We start from the raw sequence: 14,506 nt of genomic DNA, 5'->3' as shown, positions 1-14,506 counted from the left end.
AGCTCAGAGAATTCTAGCGGGGCCCGCGCTCGCGACCGCCGCGCCGCGCAGTGTCAGCGCGTGACCAGCGTGCCGATCTGCTCGCCGAGGAGCGCCCGCGTGACGTTGCCGGCCGGCTCCATGCCGAACACGCGCATGTTCATGCCGTTGTCCATGCACAGGCTGAACGCCGTCGAGTCGACGACCTTGAGGCCCTTGACGAGGGCGTCGCCGTACGTCACGTGGTCGAGGCGGGTCGCCGTCTCGACGACGCGCGGGTCGGCGGTGTAGACGCCGTCGACGCCGTTCTTCGCGACGAGGACCTCCTGGGCGCGGATCTCGAGCGCGCGCTGCGCCGCGACGGTGTCGGTCGAGAAGTAGGGCAGGCCCGCGCCGGCGCCGAAGATGACGATGCGGCCCTTCTCGAGGTGGCGCTCCGCGCGGCGCGGCACGTAGGGCTCGGCGACCTGGCGCATCTCGATGGCCGACTGGACGCGGGTCTCGGCGCCGGCCTGCTCGAGGAAGTCCTGCAGCGCGAGGGCGTTCATGACGGTCCCGAGCATGCCCATGTAGTCGGCGCGCGAGCGATCCATGCCGCTCTTCGAGAGCTCGGCTCCGCGGAAGAAGTTGCCGCCGCCGACGACGATCGCGATCTCGACCTGCTTCGCGGCCTCGGCGATCTGCGCGGCGATCTCGCCGACCACCGACGGGGCGACGCCGAGCTGTCCACCCCCGAACGCTTCTCCCGAGAGCTTCAGCAGGACGCGGCGGGTGGCGCTGGACACGATCGTGGGTTCCTCTCGGCGGGGGTGCAGGTCGCGATGCCCACGCTAGCGCAGGGGCATCCGTCCCATCTTTCCGCGCCGCGGCTGTGGACACGCCCCGAACGGCAGGAGGGCCCGGACCCGCGTGATGCGGATCCGGGCCCTCCTGGCCGTCGGACGGTGCTTACGCGCCGACCTTGAAGCGGCTGAAGCCCGAGATGGCGAGGCCCGCGTCGGCGGCGACCTTCGCGATCGAGAGCTTGTTGTCCTTCGCGTACGCCTGGTCGAGCAGGACGACCTGCTTGAAGAACGCGTTCACGCGGCCCTCGACGATCTTGGGCAGAGCAGCCTCGGGCTTGCCCTCGTTCTTCGAGATCTCGGTGACGATCTCGCGCTCCTTGTCGACGACCTCGGCGGGAACCTCGTCGCGCGTGAGGTACTCGGGCGCGGCGAACGAGATGTGCTGGGCGATCGAACGGGCGGTCTCGGCGTCGTCACCCGAGTAGGCGACGACGACGCCGACCTGCGGGGGCAGGTCCTTGCTCGTCTTGTGGAGGTAGATCTGGAAGGCGTCGCCCGAGAGCGTCGAGGCGCCCTTGAGCTCGAGCTTCTCGCCGATGACGGCGGCGTCGTCCTCGATGAGCTGGGCGACGGTCGTGCCGTCGACCGGGGCGGCGAGAGCGGCCTCGACCGAGTCGGCGCCCGCGGCGGCGACGGCGGCGAGGACCTTGTCGGCCAGCGCGATGAACTTGTCGTTCTTCGCGACGAAGTCGGTCTCGCAGCCGAGCTGGATCATCGTCGCCGACGTTCCGTTGTCGACGGCGGCGACGAGGCCCTCGGACGCGTCGCGGTCGGCGCGCTTGGCGTTGCCCTTGGCGCCCTTGAGGCGCAGGATCTCGACGGCCTTGTCCAGGTCGCCGTCGGCCTCTTCGAGGGCCTTCTTGGTGTCGACCATGCCGGTGCCGAGCTGCTCGCGGAGAGCCTTGATGTCGGCGATCGTGAAGTTTGCCATGAGTGGCTTTTCCCCTTGGTTTCGGAGGTGGACCGGAGTCAGTTCAAGTCTAGGGTGCGAGGTCGCACGAACGAGGGCGGGCGCCGCAGTCGGCACCCGCCCTCGTGGCGATCACTCCGCGGCGGGAGTCGCCTCGGCCGCGGGGGCCTCGGCCTCGGGCGCCTCGGCGGGGGCCTCAGCGGCCTCGGCCTCGCCGCCCTGGAGCAGCTCCTGCTCCCACTCGGCGAGCGGCTCGGCCGCCTCGTCGCCCTCGGGGTTGTGCTTCTGCTGCAGGCCCTCGGCCGCGGCGTCGGCGATCACGCGGGTGAGCAGGCCCACCGAGCGGATGGCGTCGTCGTTGCCCGGGATCGGGTACGCGAGGTCGTCGGGGTCGACGTTCGTGTCGAGGATGCCGATGACGGGGATGCCCAGCTTGCGCGCCTCGTCGATCGCGAGGTGCTCGCGCTTGGCGTCGACGACCCACAGGGCCGACGGCGTCTTCGTGAGGTTGCGGATGCCGCCGAGCGACTTGTGGAGCTTGTCGAGCTCGCGCTTCTTGAGGAGGAGCTCCTTCTTCGTGAAGCCCGTGCCGGCGGGGTCGTCGAAGTCGAGCTCCTCGAGCTCCTTCATGCGCGCGAGGCGCTTCGACACCGTCTGGAAGTTGGTGAGGAGGCCGCCGAGCCAGCGCTCGTTGACGTAGGGCTGGCCGACGCGGGTCGCCTGCTCGGCGAGCACCTCCTGGGCCTGCTTCTTCGTGCCGACGAAGAGGATCGTGCCGCCGTGCGCGACCGTCTCCTTGACAAAGTCGTACGCCTGGTCGATGTACGTCAGCGACTGCTGGAGGTCGATGATGTGGATACCGCTGCGCTCCGTGAGGATGAAGCGCTTCACCTTCGGGTTCCACCGGCGGGTCTGGTGTCCGAAGTGGACGCCGCTGTCGAGCAGCTGGCGGATAGTGACGACGGCCATGGCCGTTCTCCTTGCGTAGGGGCGCGCTGAGCGCACCGATTCGGTTGATGTCCGGCGGGTGCCGGCGATCCTGGTGCCCGACGCGCTTCCGCCCTCCGAGGAGGGACCGGGGGAAGCGGCGACGCGGCCTAAGCCGCTGTGAGCACGCGAAGTCACCCCGACATGCGGGGTGCGACCTCCAGTGTATCAGCGCCGCGGCCCGTCCCGTACGCGCGTCCACAGGCGGGATCTGCGCGACTTGTCCACAGTTCGGCGCGCACGGCGCGGAATGCGCGGAGGGTGGGCGCATGAGCATCCCCGCACGCGCCGTGGCCGCCTCCGCCGTCGCCGCGCTCCTCGTCCTCGTCCCCGCGTCTCCCGCCGGCGCCGATCCCGCCCCTTCGGGGTCCGCTCACGCCGGATCCTGGGTCTGGCCGGGCGGCGTCGCCGCGGTCGTCCGCCCGTGGGAGGCACCCGCCCACGACTACGGCCCCGGCCACCGCGGCGTCGACGTCGCGGTCGCCGACCCGTCGAGCGTCGTCGCGCCCGACGACGGCGTCGTGGCTTTCGTCGGGACGGTCGTCGACAGGCCGCTCGTCACGATCGACCACGGCGGCGGCCTCGTGTCGACGATCGAGCCCGTCGCGAGCGACCTCTCCCCCGGCGACCGTGTCGCGCGCGGCGGCGTCGTCGGAGCGCTCGCGTCCGGCGGGCACACCGCGCCGGGCGCGCTGCACCTCGGGGTCCGCCGCGACGGCGAGTACATCGATCCCCTCGCGCTGCTGGGCGCGCGGGAGCGGCCCGTGCTCCTGCCGGTCTGAGGCCTACGCCCGCGGGTGCGCGAGCCGGTACGCCGCCGCGAGCCGCTCGCTCGACACGTGCGTATAGATCTGGGTGGTGCCGAGGCTCGCGTGGCCGAGGATCTCCTGCACCGCGCGCAGGTCCGCGCCCCCGTCGAGCAGATGGGTCGCCGCCGAGTGGCGCAGAGCGTGCGGCCCGACGGCGCTCGAGCCGACGAGGGGGCCGACGGTGCGGGCGACGAGGTCGTACACCGCGCGTGGGCCGATCCGGCGACCCCGCGCGCCGAGGAGCAGCGCCCGCGACTCGTCGTCGGCGCGCGCCGCGAGCACGGGCCGCGCGCGCACGAGATACGCCTCGGCCGCGCGCCGCGCCGGTGCGCCGAAGGGCACGACGCGCTCCTTGGATCCCTTGCCCAGGACGCGCGCGGTCGCCCGGTCGAGATCGAGGTCCGCGAGATCCAGCCCGCAGAGCTCGGCGACGCGCATGCCCGACCCGTAGAGCAGCTCGAGGATCGCGTGGTCGCGCAGCGCGATCGAATCGCCCTCCTCCGCGGCCGATCGCGCGGCGTCGAGCATCTCCGCGAGGCCGTCCGCCGTCGCCACGCGCGGGAGCGTGCGCCCCTTCTTCGGCGTCACGAGGCGCAGGCTCGGGTCGGAGCCCGCGAGCCCCGACTCGAGAGCCCAGGCGAAGAAGCCGCGCGCCGAGGAGGTGCGCCGCGCGAGGGTCGAGCGTGCGTCCCCGCGCTGCGCCGCGCGCCAGAGCCAGTCGCGCAGATGCTCGAGGTCGACCTCCGACACCTCGAGGTCGCCCGCGGCCCGCGCGAGATCCGCGAGGTCGGCGCGATAGGCGCGCGCCGTCGCGGGCGAGAGACGGCGCACGTCCGCGAGGTGCGCCGCGAACGCCTCCGCCGCCTCCGAGATCCTCATGCCCCCAGTCTGCCTCGGGCGTGTCGGGGGCCGGGTCAGCGCGTCCACAGGACGCGGATCCCGGCGTCGATCCACGGAACGGCCCCTTTCGGCGCTTCGCGCGCCGCACGACGTCGCCCCCGCACGGCACCGTGTCGGTCATGACCCACAACACGACACTCGGAGCGGCCGGCGAGGAACGCGCCGCCCGGCACCTCGCCCTCGCCGGGTACGAGGTGCTCGACCGCAACTGGCGCTGCGCCGAGGGCGAGCTCGACATCGTCGCGGCGCGCGGACGGGTCCTCGCGATCGTCGAGGTCAAGACCCGCACGAGCACGCGCTACGGGCACCCCCTCGAGGCGCTCGACGACGAGAAGGTGCGCCGGCTGTGGCGGCTCGGGCACGCGTGGGTGCGAGCCCACCCCGAGCGGGCGCGGGGCCTCGTGATGCGGGTCGACGCGATCGCGATCACGGGGCGCGAACCCGAGAGCGCGCGGATCGAGCACCTCGAGGGGCTCCGATGATCGTCGCCCGCACCTGGGCCGTCGCGCTCACGGGGCTCGCGGGATCCCTCATCGAGGTCGAGGCCGACATCACGCAGCACAAGCCCGACTTCCGGCTCATCGGCATGCCCGACAAGTCGCTCGGCGAGGCCGTGCGCCGCGTCATGAACGCGAGCGAGAACAGCGGTCTCCGACTGCCCGACCGGCGGCTGACCGTCAACCTGTCCCCCGCGAGCCTGCCCAAGCAGGGATCGGCATTCGACCTCGCGATCGCCGTCGCGGCGCTCGCGACCGACGGCCGGCTCGACCCCGAGTCGCTCGCCCGCACGGTGCACATCGGCGAGCTCGGCCTCGACGGGCGCGTCCGCGCGGTCCCCGGCGTGCTGCCGTCGGTCGTCGCGGCCGTCCGCGCGGGGCGCCCGCGGATCGTCGTCCCCGAGGAGAACCGGGCCGAGGCCGAGCTCGTCACGGGAGCCGAGATCACGGGGGTGCGCACGCTCGCGCAGGTCGCTCTGCTGCACGGCGCCGACGTCGACGAGCCGATGGTCGAGCCGATCGACGCCCCCGCAGCGCCGCCGCCCGCCGGCGCCCCGGCGGAGGTGCTCGACCTGGCCGACGTCGTGGGTCAGCCGCAGGCCGTCGACACGCTCCTCGTCGCCGCGGCGGGCGGTCACCACATGCTGATGTCCGGCCCGCCCGGCGCCGGCAAGACGATGCTCGCGCGGCGGCTGCCGGGGATCCTCCCGCCGCTCGGCGACGACGCGGCGCTCGAGGTCGCGTCGATCCGGTCCCTCACGGGCGAGCGCGTCGCGTCGCTGTCGCGCACCCCGCCGTTCGAGGCGCCGCATCACTCGGCGACCCTCGCCGCGCTCGTGGGCGGCGGATCCCGCCGCGCGAGCCCCGGCGCGATCGCCCGCGCATCCCGCGGCGTCCTGTTCATCGACGAGGTCGCCGAGGCGCCGCGCTCCGTGCTCGACGCGCTCCGCCAGCCGCTCGAGCTCGGGGCGATCGAGATCCATCGTTCGGGGTTCACGGCGAGCTTCCCCGCGCGCTTCCAGCTCGTCCTGGCCATGAATCCCTGCCCCTGCGGGGAGTTCGGCGTCGCGGGAGGCGCGTGCACCTGCTCGCCCGCCGAGGTGCGCCGCTACGCGGGCAAGATCTCCGGCCCGCTCCTCGACCGCGTCGACATCGACATGCGCATGCAGCGCGTCTCGCGGATCGACGGGGATCGCGCGCTCGTGACGACGGCCGCGGCGCGCGATCGGGTCAGGGAGGCGCGCGAGCGCGCGGCCCGACGGCTGGCCGAGACCCCGTGGCGGACCAACGGCGAGGTCGCGGGCACGTGGCTCCGCTCGGGGCCGCACCCGCTCGACGCGGGCGCGCGTTCGGTGCTCGACGGCGCGCTCGATCGGGGCCACATCACCCTGCGCGCATATGACCGCATCGTGCGGGTCGCCTGGTCGGTCGCCGATCTCGCGGGCCGCGCGCGCCCGACCGCGGCCGACGTCGGTCGCGCGCTCTTCCTCAAGAAAGGCATCTCGGCATGACGACCCTCCCCGCGCCCGACGCGCTCCTCACCGCCGACGTGCGACGCGCGGCCGAGCGCCTGCTGCCCTCCGACGACCTCTTCGACGAGCGGCTGGCACGGCTCGCATGGAGCGTGGTCGTCGAGCCGGGCGACGGGACCGCGGGAGAGCTCGTGGCGGCCTCGGGCGCTCGTCGCGCGCTCCGGGTCGCGGCATCGCGCGACGCCGACGGATCGCGGGCGCTCGCCGACGGCCGCGCGCGATGGCGCCCGCGCTGGAGGCCCGACATCCTGCTGGGGGCGATCGAGGAGGGCGCGCATCGCGGCATGCGCTTCGTCACGCCGCTCGACGAGGCCTGGCCCGGATCCCTCGACGACCTCGGCGCCCATGCCCCGCTCGCGCTGTGGGTCCGCGGTGATCCCGGGGCGCTCGTCCGCGCGCCGAGCGTCGCCCTCGTGGGCGCGCGGGCCGCCACCGCGTACGGATCCCAGGTCGCGACCGATCTCGCCGCCGAGCTCGCGGCGTCGGGCGTCGCGATCGTCTCGGGCGCGGCGTACGGGGTCGACGGCGCCGCGCACCGCGCCGCCCTGCGCGCGGGCGGCACGACGATCGCGTTCGTCGCCGGCGGGGCCGACCGCGTGTATCCCGCGGGCCACGCGGCGCTGCTCGCCCAGATCGTCGAGACGGGAGCCGTCGCGGCCGAGTGCGCCCCGGGCACGACGCCCACGCGCTGGAGATTCCTCGCGCGGAACAGACTCATCGCAGCTCTCGCCGATGCGACGGTCGTCGTCGAAGCCGGGGCGCGCAGCGGCACCATCAACACCGCCGGGGCGGCCGCGAGCCTCGGCCGCCCGCTCGGCGCCGTCCCGGGCCCGATCACGAGCTCGACGTCGGCAGGCTGCCACCGGCTGCTGCGCGAGTACGCCGCGCAGTGCATCACCGGCACCGCCGACGTCCGCGAGCTGCTCGGCGAGCTGCGCCCCGTCGATCCGCGCTCGGGCGACTCGGCCGAGACGACGCGCGTCGTCGACGCCCTCACGCGCGGTCGCCCCCGCACGGTCGACGAGATCGCGGTCCGCAGCGGGCTGTCGCGGTCCGACGTCGAGGCGTGCCTCGGCCTCCTGTCGCTCGCGGGCCGCGCCGCCGCGGCGGCCGAGGGGTGGATCCCTCTCGTCTGACCCGGCGCCTCCCCGCCAGGCTTCGATCCCCTGCGCCGCGCACGACGACGGCAGGAGCCCGCCGACGCGCCTCGACACGCCGCCCGGGGCGCCGCCGCGACAGTTTCTGCCGTATTCCTGCTCCGGTGCCGGAGGGCACCGGGCGCCCGCCACCCGATGCCCGCCCCATGCTGCTCGGCCGGTCGGCCGGTCGACCGCCAGCCCCCAGCCGCGCCGCCCCGCGCCCGTGCAGGACGACGGCAGGAACTCCCCGACTCGCCTGGACACGGCGCCGCCGCGACAGTTTCTGCCGTGCTCCTGCACGGCGGGGACGGGGATCGGCATCGCCTCGCCCCCTGCGCCCGCGGCTCCCGCGCGGACGCCAACCGCCCGGCCGCCCTGTCCCTCCGCGACGCCGGCGCACGACTACGGCGAAAACACCCCGAGGGGCCGCAACACGCCGGGCGAGACGCCGCGACGGAGAGATCCGCCGTACTCCTGCACCGGGCCAGGGCAACATCGCGAGCTGCGCACCACCCGAGTCGACCCGGACGCGGCCGCCCGACGCCGGCGCACGACTACGGCAGAAACACCCCCGAGGGGTCGCAACACGCCGGGCGAGACGCCGCGACGGACAGATCCGCCGTACTCCTGCGCCGGGCCGGGCGCCGGGCGGGGCGGGTCAGCTGCTCTTGCCGCCGAGGGACAGATCGTCGGGCAGCTCGAAGTCGCGGCGCGAGAGCTCCTCGATGTTGACGTCCTTGAAGGTCAGGACGCGCACCGACGTGACGAATCGGTCGGCGCGGTAGATGTCCCACACCCACACGTCGCGCATCGTCAGCTCGAAGTAGAAGTCGTTCTCGGTGTCGTGGCGCACGACGCCGACCTCGTTGGCGAGGTAGAACCGCCGCTCGGTCTCGATCACGTACTGGAACTGCCCCACGACGTCGCGGTACTCGCGATACAGGGCCAGCTCGAGCTCTCGGTCGAAGTCGTCGAAGACGTCGTCATCCATGGTGCGTCAATCCTACGAGGTTCAGAACAGGCCGTCGGCGGGCGCGATCGCCCACGAGCGGCGGTGGTGGATCGTCAGGCCGTGGTCGGCGATCGCGGCCCGGTGCGCGGGGCTCGCGTAGCCCTTGTTGCGTTCCCACGCGTACGGCTCGAAGCCGGGCGCGAGCGCGGCCATCAGCGCGTCCCGTTCGACCTTCGCCGCGATGGAGGCGGCCGAGATCGACGCCCTGTCGCGGTCGCCCTTGACGACCGTGCGGACGTCGAGGCGCCCGAGCTCGGCCCGCGCGACGCTCGACACGTAGTCGCGATCCCCGTCGAGGAGGACCACGGCGGATCCGACGTCGATCCCCGAAGCCGCGAGCCCCGCGAGGGCGCGCGCCGCCGCGAGCCCGAGTGCGCCGAGGATCCCGACCTCGTCGACCTCGCCGGGCGTCGCCCAGCCGAGGGCCGACGAGCGCACCCAGGCAGCCGTCCGCTCGGCCACAGCGGGCCGCCGCTTCTCGGTCACGAGCTTCGAGTCGCGCAGCCCGTCCGGAACGCCGTCGGCTGCGGCCGCGGCGTCGATCGCCGCTGCGCCCACCGTGACGGGGCCCGCAAGCGCGCCCCGGCCGACCTCGTCGAGACCGATCACGAGGGGCGCGCTCTCGAGCAGCCGGTTCTCGAGATCGAGCGAGGGCTCGACGACCGGCGTCACTCCTTCGACCGGTCGGGCACGCCGAGGAACGCGTCGGTCCCGCCGCCGACGACGCCGATGTCGCCCAGCGGCCAGGTGCGCAGGAAGACGCGCCCGACGATGTCGTCGATCGGCACGAACCCGCCGCCCGGCAGGTCCTCGTGGTAGCGCGAGTCCTCGGAGCGGTTGCGGTTGTCGCCCATGACCCAGACGGATCCCTCGGGAACCGTGACGTCGAAGTCGATCGTCGACGCGAGCGTGGATCCGTCGGGCAGGTTCAGGTAGTCGAGCTCGTCGATCCCCACCCCGTTGACCTCGACCTGACCGAGCGCGTTGCAGCACGTGACGTGATCGCCCGGCATGCCGATGATCCGCTTCACGAGGTGGTCGTTCGAGTCGCTCGCCGACAGCCCGACGGAGGTGAGGACCCAGTCGAGCCCGCTCGCGATCGGGTTCGTCTCGGTCGCGGGGACGTCCGTGAGCCACCCGCCCGGGTCGGCGAAGACGACGACGTCGCCGCGGTGGTAGCCCGTCCAGTCGGGCGTCAGCTCGTCGACGAGGATCCGATCGCCCGTCATGAGCGTCTCCTCCATGGAGGCGGACGGGATGTAGAAGGAGCGGACGACGAAGGCCTTGATGAGCACCGAGACGACGACGGCGACCACGACGATCACGACGATGTCGCGGAGGAAGATGAGCGCGCCGCGACGACGCGACGGGCGCTCTGACGCGGCAGGTGCTTCGGAAGACATCACAGATCAGGTTCCCACATGCACATCGCCCCGCGACGCAGGCGTCGCGGGGCGATGTGCTCGGAAGAAGCTGGGTATCAGCCGTTCTCGCGCTTCTCGCGGATGCGCGCCTTCTTGCCGCGCAGCTCGCGGAGGTAGTACAGCTTGGCGCGGCGCACGTCGCCGCGGCTGACGACCTCGAGCTTCTCGATGATCGGCGAGTGCACGGGGAACATGCGCTCGACGCCGACCTGGAAGCTGATCTTGCGGACGGTGAAGGTCTCGCGCAGGCCATCGCCCTGGCGGCCGATCACGATGCCCTGGAAGACCTGGACGCGCGAGCGGTTGCCCTCGATGATGTTGACGTGCACCTTGACGGTGTCGCCGGGGCCGAACTCGGGGATGTCGCTGCGCAGCGAGGCTGCGTCGACGGCGTCGAGGATGTTCATGCTGAATCGCTTTCTGCGGCCGCCGCGGGTCGGTCGCATCCGGAAGTGGAAGAGTGTGTTCGTGCGGTGAGGAGGGGCGGAGGCCCGGACCCTCGACTCCCCCTGCGGCAGAGTCGAAACGAGGCGCACCGACGGGCGCGCCGGTCACGGCACAATCGACCATTCTGCCACACCCGACGCACACCCGCCAACCGGATCCGTGCGGGAGAATGGCGGGGAACGAGAGGACCTCCATGATCGAACTGCGCACCCCCGCCGAGATCGAGCAGATGAAGCCGGCCGGCCGGTTCGTCGCCGAGACGCTCCAGACCCTGCGCGAGGAGACGAAGGTCGGCACGAACCTTCTGGCGATCGACGACCGCGCCCACGACCTGATCCGCCGTGCGGGCGCCGAGTCCTGCTACCTCGACTACGCGCCCTCGTTCGGCAGCGGCCCGTTCGGCAAGGTCATCTGCACCTCGGTCAACGACGCCGTGCTCCACGGCATGCCGTACGACTACGACCTGCGCGACGGCGACCTCGTGACGCTCGACTTCGCGGTCTCGGTCGACGGGTGGGTCGCCGACTCGGCGATCTCGTTCGTCGTCGGAACGCCCCGCCCCGAGGACCTGCGCCTCATCGAGACGACCGAGACCGCGCTCGAGCGCGGCATCGCGGCAGCGCAGCCGGGCAACCGCGTCGGCGACATCTCGGCGGCGATCGCCGAGGTCGCTCATGCCGAGGGCCTGACGATCAACACCGACTTCGGCGGCCACGGCGTCGGGCGCACGATGCACGGCGACCCGCACATCGCGAACGAGGGCCGCGCGGGCCGCGGCTTCCCGCTGCGCCCGGGTCTCGTCATCGCGATCGAGCCGTGGTTCCTGCAGACGACCGACGAGCTCGTGACCGACGAGCGCGACGGATGGACGCTGCGCAGCGCCGACGGATCGCGCGGAGCCCACAGCGAGCACACGATCGCGATCACCGAGACGGGGCCCATCATCCTGTCGCGCGCGTGACGCGTCGCGCACGGAACCCTCACATCCCGCAGTGGCGGATGTGAGGGTTTCGTTCGTCCGGGGTAATCGCCGGGGGATCCGCCGGGTAACACCCGATTCCTAGCGTGGCCGCATGCCACCCGTGACACCCCTCTCCCCCGGCCGCGTCGTCGTCGTCGGCGCCGGCATGGTCGCGCACCGCTTCGTCGAGAGCCTCGTCGCGCGCGGCGGCGCCGACATGCGCGTCACCGTGATCGGCGACGAGGGGCGCCACCCGTACGACCGCGTCGGCCTCACGTCCTTCTTCTCGGGGCGCACGCCCGACGAGCTGACGCTCGCGCGCGACCCGTTCGAGGATCCGCGCGTGACGCTCGTCCCAGGCGACCCGGCCGAGGTCATCGACCGCGAGCGGCGCACGGTGCGGACCGCGAGCGGCGCGAAGCACGCCTACGACGCGCTCGTCCTGGCGACGGGATCCTTCGCCGCGCGCCCCGACGTCGACGGCGCAGACCTCCCCGGCACCTTCGTCTACCGCACGATCGACGACCTCGACGCGCTCACGGCGTTCGTCGCGCGGCGCCGCGCCGAGCTCGGCCGCCCGCTCGTCGGCCGCGTCGTCGGCGGCGGGCTCCTCGGCCTCGAGGCGGCGGGCGCTCTGCAGGGCCTCGACGTCGAGTGCACAGTGCTGCAGTCGGGCACCCACCTCATGTCGGCGCAGGTCGACCGCGCCGCCGGCGAGGTGCTCGGCCGCCTGATCACGCAGCGCGGGATCGGCGTGCGCACCGAGGCTCGCACGACGCGCATCGACCCCGACCGCTCCGGCTGCGTCGCGGGCCTCGAGCTGCGCGACGGATCGTACGAGAGCGCCGACGTCGTCGTCTTCACGGTCGGCGTCCGCCCCAACGACACGATCGCCCGCGGCGCGCAGCTCGAGAGCGCGCCCCGCGGGGGCGTGATCATCGACGAGGCCTGCCGAACCTCCGATCCCGCGATCTCGGCCATCGGCGAGGTCGCGAGCTTCGGCGGCCGCTGCGTCGGCCTCGTCGCCCCCGGGTACGCGATGGCCGAGGTCGCGGTGGATCGCCTCCTGGGCGGCGACGCGACCTTCCTCGGCTTCGACGAGTCGACGAAGCTCAAGCTCTCGGGCGTCGACGTCGCGAGCTTCGGCGACGCGATGGCCGAGACCCCGGGCGCGCTCGACGTCGTCTACACCGACCCCGTCGCGGGCGTCTACAAGAAGCTCGTCCTCTCGGACGACGCGAAGACCCTCCTCGGCGGCATCCTCGTCGGCGACGCCGCGGCGTACGGCTCGCTGCGCCCGCTCGTCGGCGGCGCGCTCGGCGCCGACCCCGCCGCGTACCTCATGCCGGCCGACGGCGTCGAGGCGCCGACGGGCGACCTGCCCGACGAGGCCGTCGTGTGCTCCTGCTCGAGCGTGACGGCGGGACGGATCCGCGAAGCCGTCCGCGACGAGGGCTGCGCCGACGCGACCGAGGTCAAGGCCTGCACGAAGGCGGGCGCGACCTGCGGATCCTGCTTCACGATGGTCAAGAAGATCACGGCGAAGCAGCTCACCGACATGGGCCAGACGGTCTCGAACGCGATGTGCGAGCACTTCGCGATGTCGCGCCGCCAGCTCTTCGACGCCGTCCTCGTGTCGGAGCTCCGGACCTTCTCGGCGATCATCGAGCGCTTCGGCCACGGCCGCGGCTGCGACGTCTGCAAGCCGACCGTCGCGAGCATCCTGTCCGGCCTCGTCGGCGAGCACGTCCTCGACGGCGAGACCCAGACGCTGCAGGACACCAACGACCACGTCATGGCGAACATGCAGAAGGACGGCTCGTACTCGGTCGTCCCGCGCATGCCGGGCGGCGAGGTGACGCCGGAGGGGCTCATCGTGATCGGGAGCGTCGCGCGGAAGTACGGCCTCTACACGAAGCTGACGGGCGGCCAGCGCATCGACATGTTCGGCGCGCGGCTCGAGCAGCTGCCCGACATCTGGCGCGAGCTCGTCGACGCGGGCTTCGAGTCGGGACAGGCGTACGGCAAGTCGCTGCGCACCGTGAAGAGCTGCGTCGGATCCGCCTGGTGCCGCTACGGCGTGCTCGACGCCGTCGGGATGGCCGTCCGTCTCGAGCTGCGCTACCGGGGCCTCCGCTCGCCGCACAAGCTCAAGCTCGGCGTCTCGGGGTGCGCCCGCGAGTGCGCTGAGGCCCGCGGCAAGGACGCCGGGATCATCGCGACGGAGAAGGGCTGGAACCTCTACGTCGGCGGCAACGGCGGCTTCACGCCCCGCCACGCCGAGCTGCTCGCCGAGGGCCTCGACGACGACGGGCTGATCCGGGCGATCGACCGCTTCTTCATGTACTACATCCGCACGGCCGACCGCCTGCAGCGCACGGCGCCCTGGTTCGCGGAGCTCGAGGGCGGCATCGACGGGCTGCGCGAGGTCATCTTCGACGACTCCCTCGGGATCGCCCATGACCTCGACCGCGCGATGGCCCGCCACGTCGAGAACTACGAGGACGAGTGGGCGGCGACGCTCGCCGACCCCGAGAAGCTCAAGCGCTTCGAGTCGTTCGTCAACGCCCCGGACACCGCGGATCCCTCGCTCGCCTACGTCGCGGAGCGCGGGCAGGTGCGGCCCGCGTCGGCCGACGAGAAGCGCGACGGCGCCGTCATGATCGCGGGGACGACGCTGGAGGTGCGCCGATGAGCGGCACGGTCACGAGCACGTGGGTGCGCCTGTGCGCCCTCGACGACCTGTTCGTCGAGCGCGGCCGCGCGGCGCTCCTCGGCGCGACGCAGGTCGCGCTCTTCCGCCTCGCCGACGGCACGGTGCGCGCCGTGTCGAACTATGACCCGTACGGCGATGCCAACGTGCTGAGCCGGGGTATCGTCGGCACGAAGATGCTGGCCGACGGATCCGAGGTGCCGACCATCGCGTCTCCGCTGCACAAGCAGGCTTGGGATCTGCGCACCGGCGCCGTCGTCGAGACGCAGGGCAAGGACGAGCGCCCGATCCCCGTGTACCCGGTCGCGGTGGACGAGGGCCAGGTCCTCATCAAGTGGAAGGACGCGTGAC

15 protein-coding genes are annotated in these 14,506 nt (G+C 72.9%); 7 read left to right on the top strand and 8 right to left on the bottom strand.

The window, feature by feature from the left end; genetic code table 11:
• Positions 1–53: 53 nt before the first annotated feature.
• The 3 genes from pyrH to rpsB form a co-directional block, all read right to left on the bottom strand.
• Positions 54–764, bottom strand: coding sequence for a UMP kinase (gene pyrH, locus H576_RS0103215; RefSeq protein ID WP_425411263.1), 711 nt, complete (start codon positions 762–764; stop codon positions 54–56).
• Positions 765–927: 163 nt separating this feature from the next.
• Complete coding sequence (gene tsf, locus H576_RS0103210; RefSeq protein ID WP_029149736.1) at positions 928–1,755, bottom strand: translation elongation factor Ts; 828 nt, start codon at positions 1,753–1,755, stop codon at positions 928–930.
• A gap of 111 nt (positions 1,756–1,866) precedes the next feature.
• Positions 1,867–2,703 carry a 30S ribosomal protein S2 gene (gene rpsB / locus H576_RS0103205; protein ID WP_029149735.1) on the bottom strand — a complete coding sequence of 279 codons (837 nt, stop codon included), beginning with the start codon at positions 2,701–2,703 and terminating at the stop codon, positions 1,867–1,869.
• A 287-nt stretch (positions 2,704–2,990) separates the two neighbouring features.
• Here rpsB and H576_RS0103200 point away from each other — a divergent pair, with 287 nt between their 5' ends.
• Entirely contained in the window at positions 2,991–3,503 is a 513-nt protein-coding gene (locus H576_RS0103200) for a murein hydrolase activator EnvC family protein (RefSeq protein WP_029149734.1), read from the top strand.
• A gap of 3 nt (positions 3,504–3,506) precedes the next feature.
• On the opposite strand, the gene H576_RS0103195 is transcribed toward H576_RS0103200, so the two are convergent.
• On the bottom strand, positions 3,507–4,409 hold the full coding sequence (locus H576_RS0103195; protein ID WP_029149733.1) for a tyrosine-type recombinase/integrase: 903 nt from the start codon (positions 4,407–4,409) through the stop codon (positions 3,507–3,509).
• A gap of 140 nt (positions 4,410–4,549) precedes the next feature.
• Between H576_RS0103195 and H576_RS0103190 the strand changes: the two genes are divergently transcribed.
• The 3 genes from H576_RS0103190 to dprA are packed head-to-tail and all read left to right on the top strand — an operon-like array spanning position 4,550 to position 7,595.
• Positions 4,550–4,912, top strand: a complete 363-nt coding sequence (locus H576_RS0103190; protein ID WP_029149732.1) for a YraN family protein — start codon at positions 4,550–4,552, stop codon at positions 4,910–4,912.
• A complete protein-coding gene (locus H576_RS0103185; RefSeq protein WP_029149731.1) occupies positions 4,909–6,438 on the top strand; it encodes a YifB family Mg chelatase-like AAA ATPase in 1,530 nt (509 codons plus the stop codon). Before H576_RS0103190 ends, H576_RS0103185 begins: the two co-directional genes overlap by 4 nt.
• Positions 6,435–7,595 carry a DNA-processing protein DprA gene (dprA, locus tag H576_RS0103180; RefSeq protein ID WP_029149730.1) on the top strand — a complete coding sequence of 387 codons (1,161 nt, stop codon included), beginning with the start codon at positions 6,435–6,437 and terminating at the stop codon, positions 7,593–7,595. The genes H576_RS0103185 and dprA overlap by 4 nt, the downstream gene beginning before the upstream one ends.
• A gap of 661 nt (positions 7,596–8,256) precedes the next feature.
• Here the strand turns inward: dprA and H576_RS0103175 are convergent.
• The 4 genes from H576_RS0103175 to rplS all read right to left on the bottom strand — a co-directional run bounded on the left by H576_RS0103175 (position 8,257) and on the right by rplS (position 10,441).
• Positions 8,257–8,589, bottom strand: a complete 333-nt coding sequence (locus H576_RS0103175; RefSeq protein ID WP_029149729.1) for a DUF2469 family protein — start codon at positions 8,587–8,589, stop codon at positions 8,257–8,259.
• 21 nt (positions 8,590–8,610) lie between these two features.
• Complete coding sequence (locus H576_RS0103170) at positions 8,611–9,282, bottom strand: ribonuclease HII (RefSeq protein WP_029149728.1); 672 nt, start codon at positions 9,280–9,282, stop codon at positions 8,611–8,613.
• Complete coding sequence (lepB, locus tag H576_RS0103165; RefSeq protein WP_029149727.1) at positions 9,279–10,013, bottom strand: signal peptidase I; 735 nt, start codon at positions 10,011–10,013, stop codon at positions 9,279–9,281. Before lepB ends, H576_RS0103170 begins: the two co-directional genes overlap by 4 nt.
• 77 nt (positions 10,014–10,090) lie before the next feature.
• Positions 10,091–10,441, bottom strand: a complete 351-nt coding sequence (rplS, locus tag H576_RS0103160; RefSeq protein WP_029149726.1) for a 50S ribosomal protein L19 — start codon at positions 10,439–10,441, stop codon at positions 10,091–10,093.
• 233 nt (positions 10,442–10,674) lie between these two features.
• On the opposite strand from rplS, the gene map reads away from it, so the two are divergent.
• The 3 genes from map (at position 10,675) to nirD (ending at position 14,505) form a co-directional block, all read left to right on the top strand.
• Positions 10,675–11,442, top strand: a complete 768-nt coding sequence (gene map / locus H576_RS0103155) for a type I methionyl aminopeptidase (RefSeq protein WP_029149725.1) — start codon at positions 10,675–10,677, stop codon at positions 11,440–11,442.
• Positions 11,443–11,554: 112 nt separating this feature from the next.
• On the top strand, positions 11,555–14,137 hold the full coding sequence (gene nirB, locus H576_RS0103150; RefSeq protein WP_036319082.1) for a nitrite reductase large subunit NirB: 2,583 nt from the start codon (positions 11,555–11,557) through the stop codon (positions 14,135–14,137).
• Positions 14,134–14,505, top strand: coding sequence for a nitrite reductase small subunit NirD (nirD, locus tag H576_RS0103145; RefSeq protein WP_029149723.1), 372 nt, complete (start codon positions 14,134–14,136; stop codon positions 14,503–14,505). The genes nirB and nirD overlap by 4 nt, the downstream gene beginning before the upstream one ends.
• The last annotated feature ends 1 nt before the right edge of the window (position 14,506 follow it).

The sequence above is a fragment of the Microbacterium indicum DSM 19969 genome (assembly GCF_000422385.1).
GTDB lineage: Bacteria > Actinomycetota > Actinomycetes > Actinomycetales > Microbacteriaceae > Microbacterium > Microbacterium indicum.
Note: the sequence above shows the minus strand (reverse complement) of the source record. Positions and strands in the feature narration are given on the sequence as shown.

What these genes read in the sequence shown, in the direction of transcription:
- tsf (WP_029149736.1), bottom strand. Translation starts at nt 1,755, where the DNA reads ATGGCAAACTTCACGATCGCCGACATCAAGGCTCTCCGCGAGCAGCTC.
- rpsB (WP_029149735.1), bottom strand. Translation starts at nt 2,703, where the DNA reads ATGGCCGTCGTCACTATCCGCCAGCTGCTCGACAGCGGCGTCCACTTC.
- H576_RS0103200 (WP_029149734.1), top strand. Translation starts at nt 2,991, where the DNA reads ATGAGCATCCCCGCACGCGCCGTGGCCGCCTCCGCCGTCGCCGCGCTC.
- H576_RS0103195 (WP_029149733.1), bottom strand. Translation starts at nt 4,409, where the DNA reads ATGAGGATCTCGGAGGCGGCGGAGGCGTTCGCGGCGCACCTCGCGGAC.
- H576_RS0103190 (WP_029149732.1), top strand. Translation starts at nt 4,550, where the DNA reads ATGACCCACAACACGACACTCGGAGCGGCCGGCGAGGAACGCGCCGCC.
- H576_RS0103185 (WP_029149731.1), top strand. Translation starts at nt 4,909, where the DNA reads ATGATCGTCGCCCGCACCTGGGCCGTCGCGCTCACGGGGCTCGCGGGA.
- dprA (WP_029149730.1), top strand. Translation starts at nt 6,435, where the DNA reads ATGACGACCCTCCCCGCGCCCGACGCGCTCCTCACCGCCGACGTGCGA.
- H576_RS0103175 (WP_029149729.1), bottom strand. Translation starts at nt 8,589, where the DNA reads ATGGATGACGACGTCTTCGACGACTTCGACCGAGAGCTCGAGCTGGCC.
- lepB (WP_029149727.1), bottom strand. Translation starts at nt 10,013, where the DNA reads ATGTCTTCCGAAGCACCTGCCGCGTCAGAGCGCCCGTCGCGTCGTCGC.
- rplS (WP_029149726.1), bottom strand. Translation starts at nt 10,441, where the DNA reads ATGAACATCCTCGACGCCGTCGACGCAGCCTCGCTGCGCAGCGACATC.
- map (WP_029149725.1), top strand. Translation starts at nt 10,675, where the DNA reads ATGATCGAACTGCGCACCCCCGCCGAGATCGAGCAGATGAAGCCGGCC.
- nirB (WP_036319082.1), top strand. Translation starts at nt 11,555, where the DNA reads ATGCCACCCGTGACACCCCTCTCCCCCGGCCGCGTCGTCGTCGTCGGC.
- nirD (WP_029149723.1), top strand. Translation starts at nt 14,134, where the DNA reads ATGAGCGGCACGGTCACGAGCACGTGGGTGCGCCTGTGCGCCCTCGAC.